The following is a 22,347-nucleotide window of genomic DNA, read 5'->3' as shown; positions in this document are numbered from 1 at the left end:
TCTATTCAACTGGTCGTTCCTGGGTGAATTGAGAAATGGCAAACGCCCCACTTCATGGTGCAATGCAGCAGGATCACACACCAAGTCGCGCGGTATTCTTCGATCGGGACGGGGTGCTGATCGTCGATACGGGCTATCCCTCGAAGCCCGACGAAATACACTGGATCGATGGCGCGCAGCGCGCGCTGATACGACTTGCCGCGCTGGGATACCGGCGATTTGTCGTGACCAACCAGTCGGGGGTGGCGCGCGGATATTTCGAGGAGGGTGCGGTCGAGAGCATCCATGCCGCGATGCAGGCCGCGCTACCCGATGCGGCGCGGATCGACGACTTCGCCTATTGCCCGCACCATCCCGGTGGCAGCGTGGCGCGCTATGCGACCGCCTGCGATTGCCGCAAGCCGGCGCCCGGCATGCTGAACAGCCTGATCGCGCGGCACCGGATCGATCGGGCGGGCAGCTTCCTGATCGGCGACCGGGCGAGCGACCTCGCGGCCGCGGCCGCCGCAGGAATTGACGGCTTCCTGTTCCCCGGCGGCGATCTCGACCGGTTCGTCGTCCAGCTTCTGCGCGGCGCGTGACCCCGGCAGCGCCCGCCTTCTGGACCGGCTGGCTGTGCCGTCACGCGCTGCCGCTGTGGAGCAATGCTGGCCATGACGAGCACGGGTTCGTCGAACGTCTCGCGCTCGACGGCACGCCGCAACCGGACGTGCCGCGCCGTCTGATGGTGCAGGCGCGGCAGATCCATGCGTTCGCGATCGCGGCGCGGCGTGGCTGGTACCCGGGCGCCGCCGATCTCGCCCTGCGGGCCGGCGACACGATGATCACCCGCTACTGGCAGGCCGACGCGCAGCCAGGCTGGGCGTTTTCCTGCACCCGGCGCGGCTCGGTCGCCGATCCCCGTCGCGACCTCTACGCGCATGCGTTCGTCCTTCTGGCACTGGCCGCACTGATCCGGCTTGACCCCGCACCGCGCACCGTCGCGCTGGTCCACCAGACGCTCGCCTTTCTCGACCAGGCGCTGACGCATCCCGCAGGCGGCTATGTCGAGGCATGGCCGCGCGCGGTTCTGCCGCGGCGGCAGAACCCGCACATGCATCTGCTCGAATCGCTGCTGACGTTGCACGAAACCGGGGCGTGCGGCGATCTCACCCCTCGCATCGCCGCATTGATCGCCCTGTTCGACATGCGCTTCCTGCCCGCCGGCGACGACGTGCTCGCGGAATCCTATGCGCTGGACTGGACGCCCGCGAACCCCGGCTGCGGCTTCGAACCGGGACATCATTTCGAATGGATATGGCTGCTCGAGCGCACCGCGGCCCTGACCGGCATTGTGGTGGGCGACCGGGTATCCCGGCTGCGCCGGCAAGCGCTGCGCGGCATGACTGCCGATGGCCGCGTCGTCGACGTCATGGGCCCGGACGGCGCGATCGCGGCAAGCTGCCGACCTTGGCCCGCGCTGGAAGCCGCGAAGGTGTTGACGGGTACCGCGCGCGACCAGGTGCTCGGCACGGCATGGCGCATCTTCTTCGCGCCCGCGCATCCGGGTGGATGGATCGACCATGTAGATCCCGGAGGCGATCCTCTGGTCGCGTTCATTCCCGCGAGCACACTCTACCATATCAGCACCGCGGTGGATCATTTTGGCTGAGGCACCGCCGGGTGATGCCCCGCCGCTCAGGCAGGAATGCGGAGCGGCCGTTTTCGCGCGCGGATCCGGCAGCGGCGCGGGTTACATGCCGTTCTTCCGGCACCCCACAAGATCGAAGAATTGCCTATCGCGAAAGGCAACATCCCCGGAACCCCCTGAGTCGGGGAAAAGCATATGCGCCGGAGCAGCGTCCCCCAGCTTTGGAACATGGTTGATCAGTTCATACGCACCATCGGTTCCGATATAGTGCCGGTCTCCGTACGGACGGGGGCCCCCATCCGGACTTGGCGGCCGCCACCCCTTGACGGTGATGTCTTCGGTAGAGGCGATGTTCTGAAGGCCGTTGGAGCCGCCATTCCACGGCAACCACCAGAAGGTCGCCCCCGACGCTTCATAGTGGACGCCGAGCGCAACATGGCTCGGCCAGTCCGGGCCGCTGTCGACCGGGCGGAAAGAGGCCGTCACGCCCGGGTTATGCCGTAAGACATAATGTGCCTGCTCGACCGGGCAGGACGCTGTCGCAACCGCCGCAAATGCCAACACGCCGATCATCGCGACTGTCCCCTTCGCTCGTCTGATCACCTTGTAACCACGGACGGAGCGTCGGCAATCAGCATTGCCAGGGCCAGGACGGCTATGACAGGGCTTGGGCGTTATCGAAGGGCAGGTCGTGGCCGCGGGTCGCACTGTCCAGATCGCCCCTTTTGACGTCATGCGCGGACCGTCGGGACGTCGGCAATCCTGGTCGTCCACGCGGGCGACCGCATCTCCGACCGCAGCTTCCACTCCCGCTTGAAGCCCTGCGTCGCGGTCACCGCCGTCCAGGTACCGAACTTGCCGTTGATCGCGTCGAGTGCGCCCATCAGCCGGTCGCGTTTCGCCGTATCCGCCTCGAACAGGGTCCGCGGTCGCTCGGCTTGGGGAGGAGGTCATCGAGCAGGATACCGGCCTTGGTATAGGCATAGCCGTCGCGCCATGCCTTTTCCGCCGCCCGCCGTGCAGCCGCTATCAATTCAAAGCTATCGCTCGACATGGGATGGAGCGTGACGGTGCGCGACCCGCCATATTGCGGGCGGTCCGGTCTGTTCCGGTTGGTGTGAAAGAAAGCGGTAAGCCGCCCCGCGACCAGCCCGTGCATCCGCAGCTTCTCGCCGGCCCGCAACGCATATTGTGACAAGGCGCCCATCATCCGATCAAAGTCACGCACCGGCGTGCCGAACGAACGGGTGACCGCCATACCCTTCCGGCGGGGCGCGACGGACTCGACAGCGTCCGAGGGCACACCGCGCAGTTCGGCGACCAGCCGCTCGAGCACAACTGTGCCGACGGCGCGCGCCTGTTTCATCGGCATGTCGCGCAGCGCGCCAGCTGTATGAACGCCGAGGCCGGTCAGCTTTCTTGCAGTGGCGCCACCTACGCCCCAGACGTCTGCGACAGCGAAACCGTCCATGACCTGTCGGCGAACGGCTTCATCGCGCAAGTCCGCGACACCCTCGAACCGGACGTCCTTCTTAGCCGCGGCGTTCGCCAGCTTTGCCAATGTCTTTGTTTCGGCAATGCCAACGCAGGTCGGGATCGTGGTCCACAAACGAACCTGCTCCCGCATCGCATGCGCATGCTCGACAAGGTCCCTGCCCTCGAAGCCTGCAAGGTCCAGAAACGTCTCGTCGATCGAATAGATCTCGAAGTCACGCGCGAAGGGTTCGCAGGCGGCGATGACGCGGCGCTGCATGTCGCCATACAGCGAGTAGTTCGAGGAGAGGACACGGATACCGTGCCGGCGGACGACATCGCGCAGGTGGTGGATCGGATCGCCCATCTTGATGCCGAGCGCCTTGGCCTCGGCCGAGCGGGCAATCGCGCACCCGTCATTGTTCGACAGCACGATGACCGGCACGCCGACGAGGCTGCTATCAAACGCCCGTTCGCAGCTGACGTAGTAGTTGTTGCAGTCGATCAGCGCGATGGGCGCGCTCATGGCACCTTGCGCGCCACGCCGACGACGACGCCCCAGATCTCGACATATTCATCGACGAGGATGTGGGGGAAGCCCTCGGCTTCGGGCACGAGCCAATGCCGGCCATCCAGGTGCCGAAGCCGTTTCAGCGTCCGCTCGCCGTGCACCAAGGCGACGACGATCGCACCGGCTTTGGGTTGCTTGGCGCGATTGACGACGATCAGGTCACCGTCGTTGATCCCGGCGCCCGCCATCGATCGCCCTTCGACCCGCATGATGTAGCTCGCAGCGGGATGCTCGACGAGCCAGGCACCGAGATCAATCGGCTCCTCCATGTCGTCCTGCGCCGGTGACGGAAACCCGGCCGGCGTGTGACACAGGAAGAACGGGACCTCGCGCGGCACCAACACGAACGGTATTTCGTGGAGCCTCAAGCTGCTCATGGGACGATTCCTTTTCCGGCCAGCCCTTTAGAGCGCAAGAACAGAAAGTGAACAAGGATTCGTGTGACAACGCTGCCGCATGGTGAGCGCTCGAACCGAAAGCGGGCATTTGCGAGGACATTTAAAAAATAAACGTCCGGCCCGACGTGTGTTGTGGCGCGGCACCGCTGCGCGAGGCAATCGGCTCACGGGGGTGGCCGCGTTGCGAATCATACGATGCCGGGGGACGTGGAAGGGCAGCCGTCCAACCTAGCGGCGGCGGGCTACGCGACCGGAACGTGGGCTTGCGATACCACCGCGATACCAAAACGCAGATCTACCGAAGCTATAGGCGACAAGTCGCCAACAAAGTTCAAAAATTTCAATGATTTAAGGTGGTGCCGCTTACAGGACTCGAACCTGTGACCCCCGCATTACGAAGGCTAATGACTCACCGGGAATAAGCGAACATTTACATATGCTTAGGTAGCAACAACCTCTACCCCGACGGCGGCACCCAGCCGCTTCCCAGTCTGACCTGAGACCGCCAATCGGCTGTTCCCTAGCGAAAGCGCTTTGGCTTGGGAAATCCCGAAAAGTCGACCTGCGCTATACCTGCGGAGGAGGGCTGCCAGGTCGTTTCGATCCGGTGCGGATCGCCCTGGAATGTCGGAGATGGGAAGGAAAGCCGACGTGTGAAACTTGGGAAAACGCGCCCGGCCTAACCATCCCTCACGACGGAAGCAGGCGAAGCAGCCAAGTTTGATCGCGTTGCGCATTGCCCACTGTGGCGTATCGTCAGGGCAATACGGCGAAAAGGAAGACCAAATGGAAAACACTGACTTGGAAGGCCGGATTGAGCGCCTTGAACGAAGGGGCCGGGCAGCCATGATCGTCGCGATAGTCAGCGCGTCATCTGCGATCTTGGCGGTTGGCGGCGCGGCAGGATCACGGGCGACTGCGGAGGTGCCGGCACCGTTGGCTCCAAGACCGTCAGGCGTTCTGACTGTCCGCGAACTCAACGTTGTTGATGGCAACGGCGTCACCCGCGTCAAGATCGGCGCGCCGCTCGCTCATGCGATCGTCAGCGGTCAGCAAAACCGAACAAGGGGCGGCCGCCCCGAAGATACGATGTCCGGAGTGCTGCTTTTCGACGCTGAAGGTGTGGAGCGGAGTGGATATGCCACGGTGGACCATGGCTATTCGAACGTTTTGCTCACATTAGATGAGAAGAACAAGCAGCACGCAATGTTTATCGCTGAACCAACTGGAGCAACAACACTCCGCCTTTTTAATGCCGACACGAAAGACCGTGTCGATGTCGCCATCGATAAGGACGGTCCTTCGATCTCAATGATCCACCGGGGCAAGGAAGTTTTTCGGATTCCGGCGACGAATAGAACTGCACGCTGATCAAGCATGTCCGCTTTTGAGCGTTTGCGGACGTTCGTTGAGAGCTATGGTAACGCTCAACCCGCCTCAAAGAGTGTGACATCGCTGCGGGGTTAACTCACGTGCCTACGTTACTGGTCGCGACCAACGTCGAAAACTGGGCACGAACGTTGTGCGAGGCGTTGGTCAGCAATCTATTCATTTGGATATCATGCAAGTCCGGTTGATCGCCAGCGCGGTGATGCACCATGTTCCAGCCGCCAAACTGGTGGGCCGTGATCCGGGAGTCTAACAAAACTCTGATGAAGTGGTGGCGACTATCTTGGACGATACGTGAGAAACAGGGCTCAACACTGGCACGCGGTCCTTCCAAGACCTGCAGGAAGCTTCTGCCATCCGACCATAAAAGCCCGGTGATGCCATCAATCGCATTATTGTGGCGGGATTGCGTAAGGATCCCGGCCAGATCAGCAGCATTTTCGGGGACGCTGCTGAAGCTCACGTATACGATTTGCTGCACGGGATTCCTTTCAACAAGCAAGCGATGTTATCCCGGATTTACGAAAACGTCTTCAATCTACATCATACACTGTGCCTTGAGCTATACTCCACGCGCCGCATCTAAAGGCGTTGAGGTCATAGCAGCGGATCAGAGGCCGGCGCTCGGGATCTGGAACCCTCTAGCTCGACGGTGGTCCGCGCGATGGCGCTGACGGTCGTCAGATTTGTTTGTTCTCTCAAAAAAAGGATTCGCGATCAATCTTTCGCGATATTGTCGCTCGGAAATTAAAAATCGGGGAGCGTCGTTCTGAACGGATGTCCGATTTTCAGGATTTTAAATGCCCACTGGAACATTCAGGTTTGGGCGGTTTCGGACACTCCTTGAAAGTCGGAATAACGCCTAAGGTTCCTCAGTAAACTCGTACACGTAACAGGGCCCGTCGGCAATTCTAGCCGGCGGACGCCATAGAACGCCGTCGCAATGCCAGTTAAACAACTGATCCCCTTTGCTTTGACAATATTATAATGCCGGGCCACGCCTTCGGTTTCTATTTATCCTTATTTATGGTAACTTAGCACAGTATTACCGCCATGTCGTAAATACGGGGCCGATCCTCCGGATCACATACTTGAAACGGGAAGGAAAGAAGACTGCTGCTCTCCGGAAGGCGAGCTGAATTCAGTTAAACCGGTTTTTTAGCGCTCTCGTCCATCACATTGTTGATCAGCGAAGCAGCTCCGGCCTCGCCGAGCATCCTCCCCATTTTGATTGCCACCGCCGGGGCCATTGAAACGATCTCACCGTCGTGTCCCTCGACAAAAACATGTCCGTCTTCGACCCATACTTGCCTGGGATCTCCGTACTCTTTCGCGCTAGCCAAATGATTGGCAACCTGATCGATCTCCTCCGAATTTAGCAGACTCTTTGGCTTATCGAGGTCCATGGCAATCCTCGCGATCGGAATGAGGGGATGTCTCACTTACCATCCCGTATATTAACGGCAAAGGATGTCGACAGCCTGAGTCCATCATCGTTCCACATTCGCGAACTCCGTGATCAATGCGGAAATCAGCCGGGCTAACTGCAACACAGCCAGCGGTTGGCTTGCTTTTTATCACAGATGCTTTGTACTGACATAGCATCTTGGCGAAGACGAATGGCAAACGCGGAAGCCTTGGCGCGCTTTCCGGTACAAATGGGAGGTTGTGATGGTTGAAATCTGTAAAACCGAACAGTCGGAAGATGCGGTGAGACTTCTGCAAGGAGCGCTTCTCGCGCTGGATGCCCATCATGAATACGTTGCGGGAGCGCATGTCTCTATGGCGATTTCGGCGCTGGATAGATCCGGAGATATAAGCCAGCCGGCCAACGACTGTTCGTTTTCGTGTGATAACCGGTGAGACTCTTGCTGAATTGCGGCTCGGAGTTGGGAGAATCGGGAATCATCATCCTTAACGAATGGCCGTTTTGGGGAGCCCGGATCGCCAACCTGAATGTCCGGAAGTGGGCGCTTCCGGACTGCCAACCCCTCCGCCAGTCGGGGCGACTATAAACGGGAGGAAGTCCGCCGCCCCGACAGCCAAGGTATCACCTATGCGCTAACCCGGATCGTCGCTACCCCCGTACCCACGAGCAGCGAAATTCGAGGAGCGTGTGATGCGTCATCATACTTTATCGGCCGCGATCGCAGTTGCCATGTTGAGCTCTACCTCAGGCTCCGCGAGCCCGCCACAAGCTGTGGTTTCAGGCGTCTACGAACTGGACAATACGCGGAGTGACAACGCTTTCAAAGTGATCGACAGCGCTACTGCCACCATTTCCGACGACAAGCGCCCTCGCGTTCGGATGAGGCTCCGCAAGTCCATAGCGGTGAATAGGATTAGAATTTCCACCGCAGGAGGTCGAGTCGGGCTCGCCTACGATGCCAAAACACCTATCACAGTTTGGATAGGCGGAGATCCGATCACGTGGAAACTCATCCCAGAGCTTGTTTTCGATGTATCGGTAAAAGCTGACGGTGAAACCGTCGCTCTGACATTCCGCGGCGACGACAGCGAGCGAACCTCACAATATCATAGTGTCGGCCAGGATTTGGTGGAGAAAACCACCATCATCAGTCCACTGCTTTCTACGCCGATCATCTATAGGCAGGTCTTTAAAAGGATTAACTGACAAAATATACGAAAAAACCTCTGATGAGAAGCAATTGAACGGTCTTCGTCCCGTAGATGCGGATGCCGGCCGAGATGGTCTGCCTAGCCTCTGATTTTCGGCGCGCTACGACTATGAACGAACGGCAGCAAATGGGCGGAAGCGGACGCGCACCAAGACATGATCCATTCCTGATCGAGCGGGGCATGTCGCGTTATCTGCTTGGGGTATCGCTGGGGTATATCGTGCCATAGGCTACTCAGAAACCGCGGTTGTCTGCGGGGTATGATCGGCTGCGGCGGAGGTCTCCTCCGCCGCTAGAAAGGAGAAAACAGTGAAACTGATCGTGCAGTTAAGCGGAAAGCATCTCTACACAACGTACGTAGATTGCGTCCCCGCCATTGGATCGCTCGTCCGCATCGAGGCGGATGCCTATTTCAAGAACCACTATCCCAAAACGATCATCGAGTTTCCGGTCTCGTCCGATGACCCTCCAAAGTTTGATTTCACCGAAACCCCGCCCGTTATTTATCTCAGCGCCAATGGTTTTAACGTGATCCGTGAAGGCGAGGAGGCTGTATAACGGGGGCCTGCCGCTATGGCGTTTGCGGGTTCCTCCTACGCCACGCCGTCGTGACGTTGAACGTGCGCGACGCAGAGTAATCCAGTTTAATAACCCTAGCTGGGGTCAATTGACCGCGAGGCGATCTGTGTTAGTGCGATCCGCCTCTTACGTTTAGCCTACATGGGCAAAGGATGGCACGTGCCATACGATCTCGCACCCTTCGTGACGCAGCTAAGCACCTACGCCAAAATTGATGCAGACGACCGTAACGCTATACTTTCCCTGCCATTCGAACTCAGGGCGATCCCTAGCAGTAGGCGGATCTCCTATCCGGGCCAGGCTCGGCACGATCTGTTCGTACTTTTAGAGGGCTTTTCTTTAAGGCAAAAACTAACCTCATCAGGTGCTCGACATATTTCAGCGCTGAACATCGCAGGTGACGCCTTGAACACCTCGGCAATGTTCCTAAACGACATCGATTATGAAGTGGTGCCAATTTCTGGCGCAACGGTAGCCGTCATACCAAAAGAGGCTACTGTTGCCTTGTTCCGAGATCGGCCGGCTATCTTTGCGGCGGTATTCGCATCGTTGCTCGTCGATGCAGCCATTGCTCGCGAGTGGCTGTTGAATGTGTCATGCCGGGCCTCCAAAGCTCGGGTAGCTCATTTTCTTTGTGAACATGCAGCGCGAATGACGGGGCGAGGCTTGGTCGAAAACAAGACGATCGACCTTGGCATTACTCAGGACCAACTATCGGACGTTTTAGGTCTGACCGCCGTGCATATCAATCGCACCCTACGCGCTATTGAAGAAGACGGACTAATCTCCCGCTATGGCCGCTCTTATGAGATCAGAGACATAATTGCGCTACAAGAAGCGGCAGATTTCACCCCGTCTCATTTGTGCTCATCAATGTGGACGATTTGACACTTTGATCAGTGGTAGTGGCTTCTTCCTGTGCCGCGATCTGCCACTAGTCCGTGGTGACGCGGCACCCATACGTTACGTAGGGGACTCCGCCGCACGGTCGATCAGTCGCCCCAGTTCGCGGCGTATGCCTGGATCTCCCCAGTGCGGGCGATCTCATTGGCAAAGCGCCGGATCGATCGGATTTGTGGCTGCCGATCGGCAACGATAAACGGATCGGATCCGTCACCGAAATATGCGTCCGCCTGCTCGAGAAGACTGCGCCGCGTGCCGCCTGGCTGCACTTCTTGGTCGAGCCACTGTTCGATACCGTCGACCGGACTGACGCCTTTCGCTGCGTCGCTTTGTAGATAGCTAGTCTGACCGAAGAGATTGCGAGGCTTCGTGCGATCAACGCTAGAATATGTCTGGATCGAGCCAATTTCACCCCGCCCCATAAGGCGCGGCAGCGCGCGCAAAAGCACAGGCGCGATGCGGATGAACTCGTCGTTGTTCGCCTCCTGCCTTGCCAGAACGTAGCTGTTATTAAGAAAGCGCAGAAGTCGGCCGACGCCTTGCTGGTTCGGTGTCAGCGACATGGACTCGGTCTTCTTATGTTGCCCGGAATTGGGCGTTAGCTACCGTGTTCCCTAATTAAACGACGGGCTTCACGCTCGGCATCTTTGATCGTGCCGTATACGCCGGGTAAAGGGTCTATATCGTCATACAGAACAGGATCGTACACGGTGGTCCAACGCTGATCCACCACGGGTCCCGCGCCGAGCGCCTGCTGCGACTCCGACGTCCAATGCCAGTGCTGATAAAGACAGAGCAAGCCGTCGGGCCGTCGGACTATGGCCACCCGGCCGCACCTATCGGGCGACAGCAACACCTTTTCTTCGCAAACTTTCATTCTCATGAAGCTGGCACCCAGCCGGGAATGTCCGCAAGTGGGCGAAACCAGACGGGGTATCGCGCAAGCGCTAAAGGGGTACGCCGAGCCCAGAAATGGGAGAGTTAGGCGGCAGCGGCGGAGAACACCTCCGCCGCGCTTGAACCGTTTCGGACTGCTCCTCACCGCAGCGCTGCGGACGCTCAAATCCGCGCGCGGCGCCTAGACCCCTTAAGATGCTTCAACCAAATGTCAGATCTGCTAGACCTGCCGCAGATCCGACAGAGCTGTACACATAATAATCAGTACCGTCATGACTGACAAGTCCATCATACTCCAGCGCATTCATCTTGCCGCCCGCCTCTGACGAGAACTGGACTGTCCCGACGCCATCCGAAAAGTCGAGGATTTTGTTTTTACCGAATGTGATGATGTCGTCATTGTTGCTATCAAAGATCTTGGTAGTGGTCACGAAAATATCCGACTGACTGAACTTACTTATCTTGTCGACGCCGGTCGTCTCGCGAGAATCAAAGACGAAGATATCTTGAACTCCGGTTTTGCCGACAAAACGGTCTTGGCCAGTTGTCGCATCGGTAATCAACTGATTGTCGCCGGCGGAGATTGGTGACAGGCTCTTTGAAAAACCTACGATTTCCCAGTTTACGACGTTCGATCCGAACTGCAGCTTAAGCGTTTTCGTCTCTAGGTTGAATTGTGCACTTAGATTGCGAGACGCGTCAAAAAGATAGACGAAGTGGTCTTCATCTTCGTAAAGCTCCTGGAATTTAAAAATGCCATTCTCGACCCAGTGTAGGGCATCTACCTCTACAAATGTACCGCTAACGCGCGTCCCGCCGTTCAATCCGACGTATTCGATGGTTGAGTAGGTTTCAGACGGCATGAGAATCTCCTATTTTTATAGCGAATCGGCTTTGCCTAACGTGTTCTAAAGACTCAGGACTCGCAATCGGCTGCGAAATAGAGATTTTTACAATTTGATCGAGATCCTAGTTTTCTACAGGCGATCGAATAGTAAGCCGCGTCTCACTGTAGTGCGGGCGTTAGCGGTCGTCAGATTGCGCTCCGAGCCGAACGTCCCTTCGGGGCGGGAGCGGACATAGGCTTGTTGCGGAATTGCTGAGTTTCGAACGCCTCGTAAGTCCCGCCTTTTAGGACATGTGAATGTCGTGTTTTCTTGGAGAACGGTCCGGCTACTATCGGGCGAGCCAATACAGAAACGGACTTTAGACGAGCTCATCTATGCGCTGCATCTTCAATGTATGACTGCCGCGTACCGCTTAGATAAACCTGGCCAAGCCCGCTCTCGCGGCAGCCGTTACGTACTTGCAAATCAACCTATCTTGGAAGCTCACCCGCGGTGCCCAATCTTGGCAATCACTCTTTGTTTCGCTACGAGCGAACCAACCATAAGACCGACCGCCCGACCGCCCGATCATCGTGGCCGCCATTTGATATCATGAATGTCTGGGGAGCTTTGACCGTCGTTCAAACCGCGGGTCAAAACTTGGTCTTCGATCTACGAGCGGCGTGGCAACCGGTTGTCGTCAGGGGTTGTGCAAACAAGCATTCAAACCTAGTTGGATTGGGTAAAATGGAGCGTGTCATGTCCGAAGATTCTAACCAGTTGAACACTATCGAACTCGCAATTGAGTTAACGATAGCATGGTTGAGCAATCCCAACACACGGGTGTCGGCCGATGAGGTACCCGCGTTTTTAAATAAAATGCGCGACTCGATTGCTTCGTTGGCTGGCAACTCGATCGCGGCGAGTACGCCTAATGACGAGTCAGCTGAATATGTGCCTGCCGTGTCAATTAGGAAATCGCTCTCCGATCCCGACCACATCATCAGCATGATCGATGGGAAAAAGTACAAGACGTTGCGCCGTCATCTGGCGACGCATGGCATGACGCCAGAAGAATATCGGGTGCGCTATGGCCTCAAGCCAGACTATCCGATCGTCTCGCCAAATTATTCCGATAGCCGCCGCGCAATGGCGGTGAAGATCGGACTCGGCCGCAAGCCTGGACAAACGAACATGGCCACGGCCAAGGCTGCTGAACATGCGCCGCGGAAACGCAAGGCAGACGACGCAGCGAATTAATCTCGTGTTTGGCCTTCGCAGGTGGCAGCAGCGGTTGCAAGTGAGCCAGCATAAGTCCACCGATGTCGGTAGAACCGAGATGTGACGCCTTGGTATGCTCTAGGAAAAGCATGGTGAACGCAGTTGCATCGTTATCCAATCTATGGCGGCCCATTTAATGGTCGAGAGGCCGAAGAGGCCGCGACCATATACAGAGACCGGCCAAACCTCGCCCCGCCGTTCCAATCGGCAGACAGCGAAGGCATCGAACTGCCACGATACATCTACGAATCGATGGATACGGAAGCCGGTAAAGTGTTTATGCCGCGCGAGGATCGCGATCTGATGCAGGCTTACAACCGCACTAGTCGCGAACAAGCGAGTCCGGAAGTAAAGGCTTTGCTGGGTGAAATCACAAGGCGTAACATAGAGCTTTGAGGCGCGAAGCGGCCCATCGCCAACTGCAGCCTTCTGATACCGTCAAGCAATAATGCGCAGGGCGGCAGCCGCATACCTCGACCTTGCTGTTGCGAGGTTAGCTAAGGGCAGCATGCGGCGGATATCTCGGCCGGAGCCGGGGTCAGGAACGTCTGAAACGGAGAGGGTCGCGGCCCGTCTGTTTACGGGCGGCAATTTGCGTTAGCAGCCGCTCATTCGAGCGACTGGTAGATAGGCTGCACCGACGGAGGAGCACACAATCTACCCGATCGCTAGCCCCTGCAAGTTTGCCAAGGTCCATCCGGAATCACGAGGGCTACAACGGCACCTACAGCGGGCTATGCACTCAGAAGCGTACCCAATGTGTTAGGCGGCAGCCGGGGCAATGCGATCATCTCCAAGGTGTATGGAAGGGCGCTGGAAACGATGCCCACGAGAAGTCCCAGCCCCAGTACTTCCGGACGTAACATGGCCGGGCCAGCTTCGGCGATGCCGACGAGCGCCGCGACCATAGCGGCGAAGACCATACCCCCCGATCGCGGGCAGATACCACGGACAAACGCTCGAAATGCGAACGGGGCTTTCGTTATTACCCTGCCAATCCGGTTCCGAAAATACCTAATCTTGGTGTTTCAGGAACCGGTGGCAGTGTATCTCCCGCGAGCGACGCTTACCCCCCCCCCCCCCGCCCTCAGCCGAGGACATCGACTCCTGCCGCCGACCCGATCGTGCTGTAGACGTAGTAAGCTACCCCATCGCGCTCGACCTGGCCGTCATACTCAAGCGAACGTATCGCCATCCCCATGTTGTTACTGATCCCCACGGTTCCGCCCTCCACGCCGGGCAGGTCGAGCAGTGCACCCTTCCCAAAACCGATGATATTGTCACCGTTATTGTCCCGGATTTGCGTAGTTGTGACAAGGATATCTGACGCGCCAAACCCCGTGATAGTGTCTTTGCCCAGATTCAGGCCTAGAGCTGTATCGAAGAAGAAAACGTCGCTTATGTTGTTCGAGATGCGGCCAACCAAGACGTCGTTGCTGAGCGTACCCTCTATGGCGCCGAATGGTCGAACGGCGGCATCAGCATATACTGACACCCCTCACACGCCTCGCCCAAGAGTCTGAGGGCAGAGACGCCGTCGATGGCGACAGTATTTTGCGATGACAAAGCGTCAAAGTCGAGAATTCCGTTGGCCCCGAACGCGATAATTCCGTCCCCATTGCCGTCGCGCAGTCGCGAGTTGGTTACAAGAATGTCGACGGCTTCAAAGTTAGTGATCCTGTCATCACCGGTGTCCGCCGATGGATCAAAATAGAAGCTATTAGCACCTGCGGGCCCGGCCAGAACCTGATCGGCGCTTAATGCACCGTTCTGCGTGCCGAACCGCGTTAGCGTGTAGCAGACCGGAATTTGCGGGCCGGGGTCCGTTGGCCCATCGTCATCAACGCCATCCACAGTAATTGTAACGGTCGCAGACGACGTTTCTTCACCGTCTGATATGGTGTATGTGAAACTGGTTATGGCGCTATCACCCTCGCCGAGCTCGCTAAACTCACCATTTGGATCATACGAGAAGTTGCCGTTTCCAATATCGGTCAGCGTGCCCTTTAGCCCGGACGTATCAATAGCGGTGATTGCAAATTTGTCACTATTGTCAGGGTCGAAGTCATTCGATAGCACATTGAATGATATCGTGTTGTTCTCGAGGAGGCTCACCGCATCGCCAACGGCAACCGGCGCGTCGTTCTCATTTGTATCAACCGCGACAATGGCTGTGATGTTGAATCCGGCAAAAAATATATTGTCATTATTTGACGGGTTTGCAGTAGTCACATTAATGCCGCTAGCACCATTCGCCAAGAAGGGTGTCGCGTCCACCACGTTCCCCTGAGCGAGATCATATAGTTCGTCGTCGATGCGGTCATCACCGTCAGGAGGGGCCGCTGGATTAGGATTGGCAGCACTATCGCCAATGCCACCGATCGTCACGAGCCCGCCATTTGCCTCGGCACCATCGTCAGCCCCGCCTGCGGACGCTGTCAATTGACGCCCATCGACGGTGACGGTCGAGAACTGGTCAGTACCCTGGAAACCAAAGCCGATGCCCAGCGACATTTGCGCTTCAAAACCAAGCCGTGTGGTGTCAACCGGCTCGGCAAAGTCGAGCGAAAAGGCATCGCCGCTGGGGTTGCTGAACCCGTCGAGCAGGCTGATCGTACGAGTACTTTCATCGGGGTTCGAATAGACGACAACCATTGTAAAGCCGTCCACACCCGACCCGACAATCCCCGACAGATTGAAATCGAACGGGGTGGCGTCGCCGTCGCCGATAGCTTCACGCACGAACGCCGTGATGTCGGCCCGAAACGCCTGAAGCCCCTGACTGCCCGCCGTTAAGCCAAGCCCGGCAAATCCGCCGACTGTGATATCATCACTCCCGCGGGACAACTGAACCGACGTAACAAGCCCGTTGCCGTAGCTCGTGCCATACAGAAACGCCGCTTCAACCTGCGACCCCTCAGGCACTATCGATGAAACCACGCCACCGCCGGTAGCTTGACCTCCGACACCATCCAGGGACCAGTTTCCCTTACCTACGAAGGTGTAATTTGCTGACAAAGACATTGCACACTTTCCTTCTGCTAAGGGCGCGAGATTGCATCCCTATTATTTAGGCCCGGGCAAGTTTAGTTGACGGCGAAGGTGTGGCGGTAAGTCTTATATCGAGTCGCCGGTCGATCCGTCGAGTATGCCACGGTTATCAATTAGGATTTACTTATACTTAAGTCGCTATTCGTACTTCTGTAATAGCTTGATATTCGCCTATTATTTGTCATGCTATCAGCGCATTAAGCGGGTTTTGCGGACGAGAGCCCTACATTTGCGGGTCGCTGTTATTTTCTTAAAAGCGGTACCCGACGGACAACTGTAAGATTGGATAAACTTTATAGTCGTTTACGTCGTCCTGAAGACTAATTCGCTCGCGCTCAAGATCGGCCGTGAAAACCGCATCGCCTGCGAGCTCACCAGTTGCTGTGAACTCTCGCACTCTAATAGTACCCTGAAACAAGACGCCCGCATCAAAGCCGAACATAAAACCCTTACGGTTCTTACCGCTCCAGCCCAACGTGAGCGCAGGAGAAAAGTTCTTTACTTCGGCTCGTCCTTTTAGGATGCCAATTTGGGCGGGAGTATAAACGTCGTCGCCGATCTCTACATCTTGCGATGGCACTGCATGGAGCCGGACGTAGCTCTTATTTATCCTGGCACCGCCGGAAATTCGGAAATGCCCACCCATGGGATAAACATCGAGCATCGCGCCAAACGACTTCAGCTTAATTTTGCCATCATATTCAAGGTCATCTGATTCGTAATTGCCGTTGATGCCAAGAAACGACGCGTTGCCGCGAATGCCCAAATGGTCCGAAATACGGAATCCCACCTCGGGACCAATTCCCAATGTGCCCGCTGTTAGGCCAACCGCGACCCCAAGTCCTTTATCGGCCGGAAGAGCGTCTTGTGCCGCCACGGCAGCTGGGATCATGGTGACGAACGCTACCGACATCGCGTAGGCAAGTTTCAAAATCGACATAGACAGTTCCCCTTTGGTCTACGACGGCATCATTACGCTGTGATCGATATCAAGCGCCGCCGGTAACTTGCTCTCCAGATATTACGCGCCTGGACGCTACGTTGATTGACAAAGCGCACGCGCGCCCGCATCCCCTAGATTGAGGATAACTTTCTGTTAGGGCGGTTTTTTAGTAGAAAATTATACAATTACTGTCGGGGGGTGACATGACGGATGATGACATGACTGACATCCTCGAGCGGTTTCGCTCGGCGGCGATGGGCATGGTCGAGTGGTCGGATGCGCTAACCGCCATGACGTCGGTTACAAATGGACGGATCGGACAGCTTGCAGTTTTAAATGCTGGCGGCGACCTATTGTTCAACATGATAGTAGGCTGCAGCGAGGAAGAGCAGGTCGCCTATTATGCAGCCGGCGGGCCCGATCCCGCACGGAATCCCCGTACACGAGCACTGACTATGGCGCGTCCTCTTCACTGCATTACCGATGACGACTTTATTTCGCCCGAGATGCGAGAGAGATCGGCAATCTACACCGGGCTTTTTCGCGAAAGCGACGTGCCGACATGCGCCATGGTACGGCTCGATACCGCCGATGGTCTGTGTGCAGCCCTAAGCATCCATCGACCTGCCGCACGCGGTTCTGTCGATCCTGTCGAGACGCGCTTTATTACCGCGCTGGCGCCCGCAATTAGCGCGGTCGTCACGGCGTCCATCGCACTCGGATCAGCTATCGACCAAGCAAGTTTGGTGACAGCCGAAAGCCTTGTGGGGGCCGCTGCAATGCTTGGGGCGGACATGAGGATCGTCGCCTTATCGGCGGATATGGAGACGGTGCTTAGTGCCGGCACGCACGTGCGCATGATACGTGGTCGCCTTGTTCCAACGTGCCAGCGCGCAGAAACAGAACTAACACGCGCGTTTGCGATGTTGAGCCAAGACCGCGCCAATTGGCATGGCGCCGTGCCGCTTACATTTCCTGACGCTGGCCAGGCACGTCCTCTTATCGCCGATCTTTGCCCTATGCCGGGACGTTCTTCTGGACCACTTTCACAGGCACGTGCCATGCTCGTGTTCAGACAGCCTCGCGCAGGGATGGCGTCGACGAGCAACGTGTTGATGACCATGTTCGGGTTTACCCAATCCGAAGCGGAGGTCGGGCGATTGCTGGCGGGGGTGTCCAAGTCGCCGATATCGCAGCGCACCGCGGTACCTCGCTAGCAACTGTACGAAGCCAGATAAAGTCAATATTTAGCAAGACTGGCTGCAATCGACAGCTCGATCTCTCAATACTCTTAAGACCTCATTGCGAGCCTATTTGATGAATATGGTCGGAATTGAGATTGCAATTATGACGGTGATTGTGGCCCGAAATTGCAATGTGAATAGCGGGCTCGTGACGGCGACGCATCGAGCCAAGGACTTTCATAGGGTAGACTAGAAGAACATGAGAAAAGCTTGAGCGAACGTCTCTACCGCCGCTTCCCGGCCCATGCGCCCTCTCGGACTCGGCTGCACATCGCTATGAGGAAAAGCATATGAAGACGCACTCCAAGGCCGAAACCGATGCTCGATCATCGTGGCGGAACGATGGAATGACCCGGACACGAGTTCATGCAGCCGTCGCATTCGGGATTTTAGGTGCGGGCGTGGCGCTGGCAATGCCCGATAGCACGCCTTTGAAGATACTGGCGATTACGGCGATCGGTATCGTTGGCGGCGCTCGACTACCTGAGACGTTGCAAAAGCGACGCGCTGAGCAGGCAGCGACAATAAACAAGCGAGCGAGATCTGACTGACCCGGAAAAGGGCCTGATCCGGTCAATCTGGACCGTCGTCGCGAGGGGCACGGCGATCGAAAGAGCAGTCCTGGTAGTGTTAGCCATTGCGATCGGCATCGGGATTCTCAGGACAGCAGGCTGATTCATCGACATACGGCAGACAACACGGGCTATTAACACATGCGTATCTACACTGACGGCGTGTCGATGCTCATCCAGCAGGCTCAGACGCCATTTACGCCGCGCGGCGCCCTTCGCCAGGCACGTACGAGCCGCAACTCCAAAGACCAATTGACCCATTGGTTGAACGTGCGATGGCGCTTGCAAAAATCGGCGCTTGGTCCTGCAATCTTTCCGACAGCCGCCTGAGCTGGACCTCGGGCGTCTATGATCTTTTTGGTTTGCCGGCCAACAAGGCCATCGACCGGCGACAGACGGTTGAGATGTACACCGAGGAGTCCCGCGAAGCGATGGAAAGGCTCCGCTCTCAGGCGATCCTCGTAAAGGGCACTTTCACTCTCGACGCGCAGATCGTGCGTTCAGCCGGCGACGTTCGCTGGATGCGTGTTACAGGCGAAATGACCCACACTGCGTGCGGAAGCCCTTTCCTACATGGCTTGAAGCAAGACGTGACGGAGGAGAAGCTGCGCTCAGAGACATTACGACGTCTCGCGGAAAATGACGCGCTCACCGGCTTGGCGAGCCGCGCCGTTTATGAAAACCGCTTTCTGAACAGACGACGCACTGCCTTACCTTTCCTCCCATTAGGCGCACTGATCCTTCTCGATCTCGACGGCTTTAAGGGGATCAACGACCGGCTAGGCCATCTAGCGGGAGACGCTTGCCTCAAGATATTCGGCGAGCGGCTGTCCGCGAGTTTTCCCGACGCGCTACTGATCGCGAGAATAGGCGGGGATGAGTTTGCCGTCATCGTCGGCAATGAGACTAAACCGCCATCGATCAAGGCGCGCCTAGCCGGCTTCCAATCCCTGTTAACCGCACCGATGATCTGGCGGGACCAGATGTTCACCGTCGCCGCGACCAGCGGCATGGCCGTTCCCCGAGACCCATATTCCTATGATCCTGAAGAGCTGTTCGTCATCGCCGACGCTGCGCTCTACGCCACCAAGAGGAGATTACAGCGCATTAGAGCCTCCCACTCCGCCTAGGAGTGAAAACCCGTCGGGGGCAGATATTGGCTTTCACTAGATCGGGCTTGAGTACACTTTTACAACGTACCGCGAACCACGATCTATGCCTCTTGCAGTGCCTTCAGCACCGTCGTGAGGCTCCCCCTAACGACGACGTAATTGCCCTTTTCGAAGTTCACAGCGCTGGCGTCATTCCCGCCGCGATACCGGCGCACGAAGTTTACGCGATCCACGTTCACAACGATTGGATCGCCTTCCGGACTTTCAAATTCCACGTAGCCGTTCATGCGCGTCTCCCGCCCTAATTAACTGCCTACGCGCGGTCCGGCGATCTGGCGGCAATCAGCGAAGCGATCTCACCTTCGTCGATCGTCCGCTTGTCCCAGGTGTCTTCGACCACGATCGACTTTTCGTCGTCACGCATCGCGATCATCTCGGCGGCGGTGGCGAGCGCCTCGTCGAAGCTATTCCGGTGAATGCCCACCGTGGACAAATCCCCGTCTTTACGGATTACGTAACGCATGGTGCTGACTCCTGTTGGCCTTGATCACTAACTCAACCGGACGGGAACCCCTATGCGTTTAAGCCGACGCGCCCCATCGTCGAGCAGATGATAGAGTGCGCTGTAAACGTACTTGGCGACTTTCCTACCGCCGCCGCAGTTCGACCGTGATCGAGATGAATGACGGATTTCCTCGGAGTTACTCGCCGTTTCCGAGAGGGCCAGTCAGTGACTTTATCTCCGATTGGTCCACCGGAACATTAGATCTCGCCCATTGGCTCAATCGCAGGAAGTGGCGTGCTCGCTCTTCGATGCCGCACTCTGCCAGAGATTTATTGAGGACAGGCTTATCGGCATCATCACTCACGCTTCAAATTCCTCGCGCCACGGGGTTTTGGTATGACATTGCTTTCAGTCAAATCCAAAGGACGGTTTTTTCGCTCAAGATCCGCGCGAGCTCAAGGACCCGCTCCACGTCAATAGAAGGGAGATCGCGGCTGGTCCCAAACCATTTGCTTAACGGCGCAACACCGCGAAAAGAGATATTTCGGGCTATATTCATGCTGCCTTCTATGTGCGACTCAGTTAATTATTCCGCCATCTGTTGCAATTAGGAAGGCGGGAACGCCGGACATCTTGAACGCGAGATCAGCCGGCTTTTTACGTAACTGCAATTAATTGTGCCTCGGCCAAGACCTGGCTTCCGCCCTGTCGCCGAGCCTGACGCGAAAGCCGGATCGCCGCTTCGGTCACGTCTTTCGTCGAACGCCCCCGCGTCGTCGCCACACCGGCCGATAACGTAACCTGCCCCAGCGGCTCGTTGTTCTCACGTAGCTTTAACTGCCGCGCACCCATGTTGGCACAGGCAAGCTCTAGTTTCGCGATGCCCGTCGCGAGGTCGGGATCGTCGATCAGCATCATAAATGAAGCATCGCCCCATCGCCCAACCTGATAGGGTGAACACGAGTCTTTTAGTGTCATTGCCGCCGCTTTCAAAACGCGATCGCTCATTTCAGGGCCATGCAGCGGAACGGCATCTAACTGATCGACATCGATGATTGCGATGGAGCAACTGCCGACCGCCGCGATGCTCGCTTCCAATCGCTGCACCATCGACTCGTATCCCGGCAGACCAGTCAGCGGATCGCGGCCTACTTCTTCATTCACGCCATTCAGCGTGTCGCGCAGCACTTGGGCCTGTTGCAAGGCTGCTGACAGCGAGGTTTCAGCTTTAGCCGTGCGTTCGATCATGAAAATCACGAGCTTGCGGACCTGTTGCGGTTCGGCCGACACCAGCTCGGCTGCGGTCCGCGTCAGGTCTTGGTTCAGCCCGTCGGTGGCTAAGGCAACCTTAGTCAGCAGTTCGAGCAATTGAGTCGTCAGCCGGTCGAACACTCCACCGGCGAAGGGCCACCTGCCCTGTGGCATTAGCGCGCGTACCGCCTCCTGTCGCAACCGTACGCCCCCTTCAATTTCACGATCGACAGCGTCCGAAAACACCCGATCAGCGCCCGAAAGGTATTGATAGGCAAATGCGTAGTGTTCCGGACTATGATCAAGCTTTTGCGCATCAAGAAACTGGATCGCTCGCTCGCCGATACTGTCTTTTTTTGCCAATGCCCGCACTCGCGTTGTTCATACTGCCTTAGGAGTTAAATCTTAATGATAGACTACCTCTCGAAGCGATAATTCTCTTCGCAGACGTGGTGAATCCGTGTCTGCGTATGGCTAATGGAAGTCCTGTGAAGCAGAGATACGCTAACGCAACAAGAAACCCCCGGCGCGCCGGAGGGTTCTTCAACACTTCGGCCGGCCCGCCTCGCGCTTTTCCCCTTGTCGCTGAGACGGGGCCGGTATCACTCAGACTTCCACCGAGAGTTGTTTAGCCGCTGTGAACGCATTGTAGGCTGCGGTCGTGCTTGGTGAGCCGAGATGACCCAATATTCGTCGGCCCGCCCGCCTCGCGACTCCCGTTGCATGGGGCGGGCCGTACATCCTGGCGACACCTCACAGCTGATCGCAGGCTTTCCCGTTCTGGGATCAGTCGAACGACACCGCGGCTTGTAAAGCGATGGGGCATCCCCGACGTTGTGAAAAGAGCTTGCCTCCCCAAGACGGCAATTGCTCGGCATCTCGCCCGCGGCATACACGGTGTCACACAGAGCGGGCGGGATGCTTCATCGGATCTTAAAGCCGCTGGCCTACCTCTGCCACCGAAGCTTTCGTACCCGGCACGAACCGGCTTGTCAGTCTCCGCAGCCCAATTTCCTGCCCCACGCCCGAATGCGCTGTCGCATTAGCCCTCCAAACGACGCCGGGTTTCCTCTTGGGCTTGC

The 22,347-nt window shown here is 57.3% G+C and carries 25 protein-coding genes; 11 read left to right on the top strand and 14 right to left on the bottom strand.

The window, feature by feature from the left end; genetic code table 11:
• Nucleotides 1–35: 35 nt before the first annotated feature.
• On the top strand, nucleotides 36–581 hold the full coding sequence (locus QP165_RS13545; RefSeq protein ID WP_333996040.1) for a D-glycero-alpha-D-manno-heptose-1,7-bisphosphate 7-phosphatase: 546 nt from the start codon (nucleotides 36–38) through the stop codon (nucleotides 579–581).
• On the top strand, nucleotides 578–1,651 hold the full coding sequence (locus tag QP165_RS13540; RefSeq protein ID WP_333996039.1) for an AGE family epimerase/isomerase: 1,074 nt from the start codon (nucleotides 578–580) through the stop codon (nucleotides 1,649–1,651). The genes QP165_RS13545 and QP165_RS13540 overlap by 4 nt, the downstream gene beginning before the upstream one ends.
• Before the next feature lie 81 nt (nucleotides 1,652–1,732).
• Here the strand turns inward: QP165_RS13540 and QP165_RS13535 are convergent, their stop codons facing one another.
• The 4 genes from QP165_RS13535 to QP165_RS13520 all read right to left on the bottom strand — a co-directional run bounded on the left by QP165_RS13535 (nucleotide 1,733) and on the right by QP165_RS13520 (nucleotide 4,051).
• A complete protein-coding gene (locus QP165_RS13535) occupies nucleotides 1,733–2,203 on the bottom strand; it encodes a hypothetical protein (RefSeq protein WP_333996038.1) in 471 nt (156 codons plus the stop codon).
• Between the two features lie 158 nt (nucleotides 2,204–2,361).
• Nucleotides 2,362–2,514 carry a DUF4113 domain-containing protein gene (locus QP165_RS13530; RefSeq protein ID WP_333996037.1) on the bottom strand — a complete coding sequence of 51 codons (153 nt, stop codon included), beginning with the start codon at nucleotides 2,512–2,514 and terminating at the stop codon, nucleotides 2,362–2,364.
• Nucleotides 2,514–3,629: a Y-family DNA polymerase gene (locus QP165_RS13525; protein WP_333996036.1), complete on the bottom strand. Its 1,116-nt coding sequence runs from the start codon at nucleotides 3,627–3,629 to the stop codon at nucleotides 2,514–2,516. Before QP165_RS13525 ends, QP165_RS13530 begins: the two co-directional genes overlap by 1 nt.
• Nucleotides 3,626–4,051: a LexA family protein gene (locus QP165_RS13520; RefSeq protein WP_333996035.1), complete on the bottom strand. Its 426-nt coding sequence runs from the start codon at nucleotides 4,049–4,051 to the stop codon at nucleotides 3,626–3,628. Before QP165_RS13520 ends, QP165_RS13525 begins: the two co-directional genes overlap by 4 nt.
• A gap of 741 nt (nucleotides 4,052–4,792) precedes the next feature.
• Between QP165_RS13520 and QP165_RS13515 the strand changes: the two genes are divergently transcribed.
• A complete protein-coding gene (locus tag QP165_RS13515) occupies nucleotides 4,793–5,443 on the top strand; it encodes a hypothetical protein (protein ID WP_333996034.1) in 651 nt (216 codons plus the stop codon).
• 97 nt (nucleotides 5,444–5,540) lie between these two features.
• Here the strand turns inward: QP165_RS13515 and QP165_RS13510 are convergent, their stop codons facing one another.
• Nucleotides 5,541–5,942: a BLUF domain-containing protein gene (locus QP165_RS13510; RefSeq protein WP_333996033.1), complete on the bottom strand. Its 402-nt coding sequence runs from the start codon at nucleotides 5,940–5,942 to the stop codon at nucleotides 5,541–5,543.
• Nucleotides 5,943–6,606: 664 nt separating this feature from the next.
• Nucleotides 6,607–6,867, bottom strand: coding sequence for a hypothetical protein (locus QP165_RS13505; protein ID WP_333996032.1), 261 nt, complete (start codon nucleotides 6,865–6,867; stop codon nucleotides 6,607–6,609).
• Nucleotides 6,868–7,580: 713 nt separating this feature from the next.
• On the opposite strand from QP165_RS13505, the gene QP165_RS13500 reads away from it, so the two are divergent.
• The 3 genes from QP165_RS13500 (at nucleotide 7,581) to QP165_RS13490 (ending at nucleotide 9,567) form a co-directional block, all read left to right on the top strand.
• Nucleotides 7,581–8,096 carry a hypothetical protein gene (locus QP165_RS13500; protein WP_333996031.1) on the top strand — a complete coding sequence of 172 codons (516 nt, stop codon included), beginning with the start codon at nucleotides 7,581–7,583 and terminating at the stop codon, nucleotides 8,094–8,096.
• Between the two features lie 313 nt (nucleotides 8,097–8,409).
• On the top strand, nucleotides 8,410–8,658 hold the full coding sequence (locus QP165_RS13495; protein WP_333996030.1) for a hypothetical protein: 249 nt from the start codon (nucleotides 8,410–8,412) through the stop codon (nucleotides 8,656–8,658).
• Nucleotides 8,659–8,838: 180 nt separating this feature from the next.
• Entirely contained in the window at nucleotides 8,839–9,567 is a 729-nt protein-coding gene (locus tag QP165_RS13490) for a Crp/Fnr family transcriptional regulator (RefSeq protein ID WP_333996029.1), read from the top strand.
• Nucleotides 9,568–9,671: 104 nt separating this feature from the next.
• Here the strand turns inward: QP165_RS13490 and QP165_RS13485 are convergent, their stop codons facing one another.
• Both QP165_RS13485 and QP165_RS13480 read right to left on the bottom strand, forming a co-directional pair.
• On the bottom strand, nucleotides 9,672–10,145 hold the full coding sequence (locus QP165_RS13485; RefSeq protein ID WP_333996028.1) for a hypothetical protein: 474 nt from the start codon (nucleotides 10,143–10,145) through the stop codon (nucleotides 9,672–9,674).
• A 534-nt stretch (nucleotides 10,146–10,679) separates the two neighbouring features.
• Nucleotides 10,680–11,342: a hypothetical protein gene (locus QP165_RS13480; RefSeq protein ID WP_333996027.1), complete on the bottom strand. Its 663-nt coding sequence runs from the start codon at nucleotides 11,340–11,342 to the stop codon at nucleotides 10,680–10,682.
• Between the two features lie 723 nt (nucleotides 11,343–12,065).
• On the opposite strand from QP165_RS13480, the gene QP165_RS13475 reads away from it, so the two are divergent.
• Nucleotides 12,066–12,566 (top strand): MucR family transcriptional regulator, encoded by a 501-nt coding sequence (locus QP165_RS13475; protein ID WP_333996026.1) that lies wholly within the window; start codon nucleotides 12,066–12,068, stop codon nucleotides 12,564–12,566.
• Between the two features lie 123 nt (nucleotides 12,567–12,689).
• The gene (locus QP165_RS13470; protein ID WP_333996025.1) at nucleotides 12,690–12,983 is read left to right on the top strand and encodes a hypothetical protein; all 294 of its coding nucleotides are present in this window, start codon (nucleotides 12,690–12,692) and stop codon (nucleotides 12,981–12,983) included.
• A 691-nt stretch (nucleotides 12,984–13,674) separates the two neighbouring features.
• Here QP165_RS13470 and QP165_RS13465 read toward each other — a convergent pair.
• The 3 genes from QP165_RS13465 to QP165_RS13455 all read right to left on the bottom strand — a co-directional run bounded on the left by QP165_RS13465 (nucleotide 13,675) and on the right by QP165_RS13455 (nucleotide 16,578).
• Nucleotides 13,675–14,013: a hypothetical protein gene (locus tag QP165_RS13465; protein WP_333996024.1), complete on the bottom strand. Its 339-nt coding sequence runs from the start codon at nucleotides 14,011–14,013 to the stop codon at nucleotides 13,675–13,677.
• Between the two features lie 23 nt (nucleotides 14,014–14,036).
• Complete coding sequence (locus QP165_RS13460) at nucleotides 14,037–15,611, bottom strand: Ig-like domain-containing protein (protein ID WP_333996023.1); 1,575 nt, start codon at nucleotides 15,609–15,611, stop codon at nucleotides 14,037–14,039.
• Between the two features lie 277 nt (nucleotides 15,612–15,888).
• A complete protein-coding gene (locus tag QP165_RS13455; RefSeq protein ID WP_333996022.1) occupies nucleotides 15,889–16,578 on the bottom strand; it encodes a hypothetical protein in 690 nt (229 codons plus the stop codon).
• A 206-nt stretch (nucleotides 16,579–16,784) separates the two neighbouring features.
• On the opposite strand from QP165_RS13455, the gene QP165_RS13450 reads away from it, so the two are divergent.
• From QP165_RS13450 to QP165_RS13440, 3 genes are all read left to right on the top strand, one after another.
• A complete protein-coding gene (locus QP165_RS13450; RefSeq protein WP_333996021.1) occupies nucleotides 16,785–17,798 on the top strand; it encodes a hypothetical protein in 1,014 nt (337 codons plus the stop codon).
• Nucleotides 17,799–18,115: 317 nt separating this feature from the next.
• On the top strand, nucleotides 18,116–18,376 hold the full coding sequence (locus QP165_RS13445; protein ID WP_333996020.1) for a hypothetical protein: 261 nt from the start codon (nucleotides 18,116–18,118) through the stop codon (nucleotides 18,374–18,376).
• 296 nt (nucleotides 18,377–18,672) lie between these two features.
• Nucleotides 18,673–19,527 carry a GGDEF domain-containing protein gene (locus tag QP165_RS13440; protein ID WP_333996019.1) on the top strand — a complete coding sequence of 285 codons (855 nt, stop codon included), beginning with the start codon at nucleotides 18,673–18,675 and terminating at the stop codon, nucleotides 19,525–19,527.
• A gap of 83 nt (nucleotides 19,528–19,610) precedes the next feature.
• On the opposite strand, the gene QP165_RS13435 is transcribed toward QP165_RS13440, so the two are convergent.
• From QP165_RS13435 to QP165_RS13425, 3 genes are all read right to left on the bottom strand, one after another.
• Nucleotides 19,611–19,796, bottom strand: a complete 186-nt coding sequence (locus QP165_RS13435) for a hypothetical protein (RefSeq protein WP_082445930.1) — start codon at nucleotides 19,794–19,796, stop codon at nucleotides 19,611–19,613.
• Nucleotides 19,797–19,822: 26 nt separating this feature from the next.
• Nucleotides 19,823–20,032, bottom strand: a complete 210-nt coding sequence (locus QP165_RS13430; RefSeq protein ID WP_333996018.1) for a hypothetical protein — start codon at nucleotides 20,030–20,032, stop codon at nucleotides 19,823–19,825.
• Between the two features lie 639 nt (nucleotides 20,033–20,671).
• A complete protein-coding gene (locus QP165_RS13425; protein WP_333996017.1) occupies nucleotides 20,672–21,628 on the bottom strand; it encodes a GGDEF domain-containing protein in 957 nt (318 codons plus the stop codon).
• Nucleotides 21,629–22,347 lie beyond the last annotated feature (719 nt).

Origin of the sequence: Sphingomonas sp. 22R3R2A-7 (genome assembly GCF_036856055.1) — a bacterium.
Lineage (GTDB): Bacteria > Pseudomonadota > Alphaproteobacteria > Sphingomonadales > Sphingomonadaceae > Sphingomonas.
This window is presented reverse-complemented; position numbering and strand designations above follow the sequence as displayed.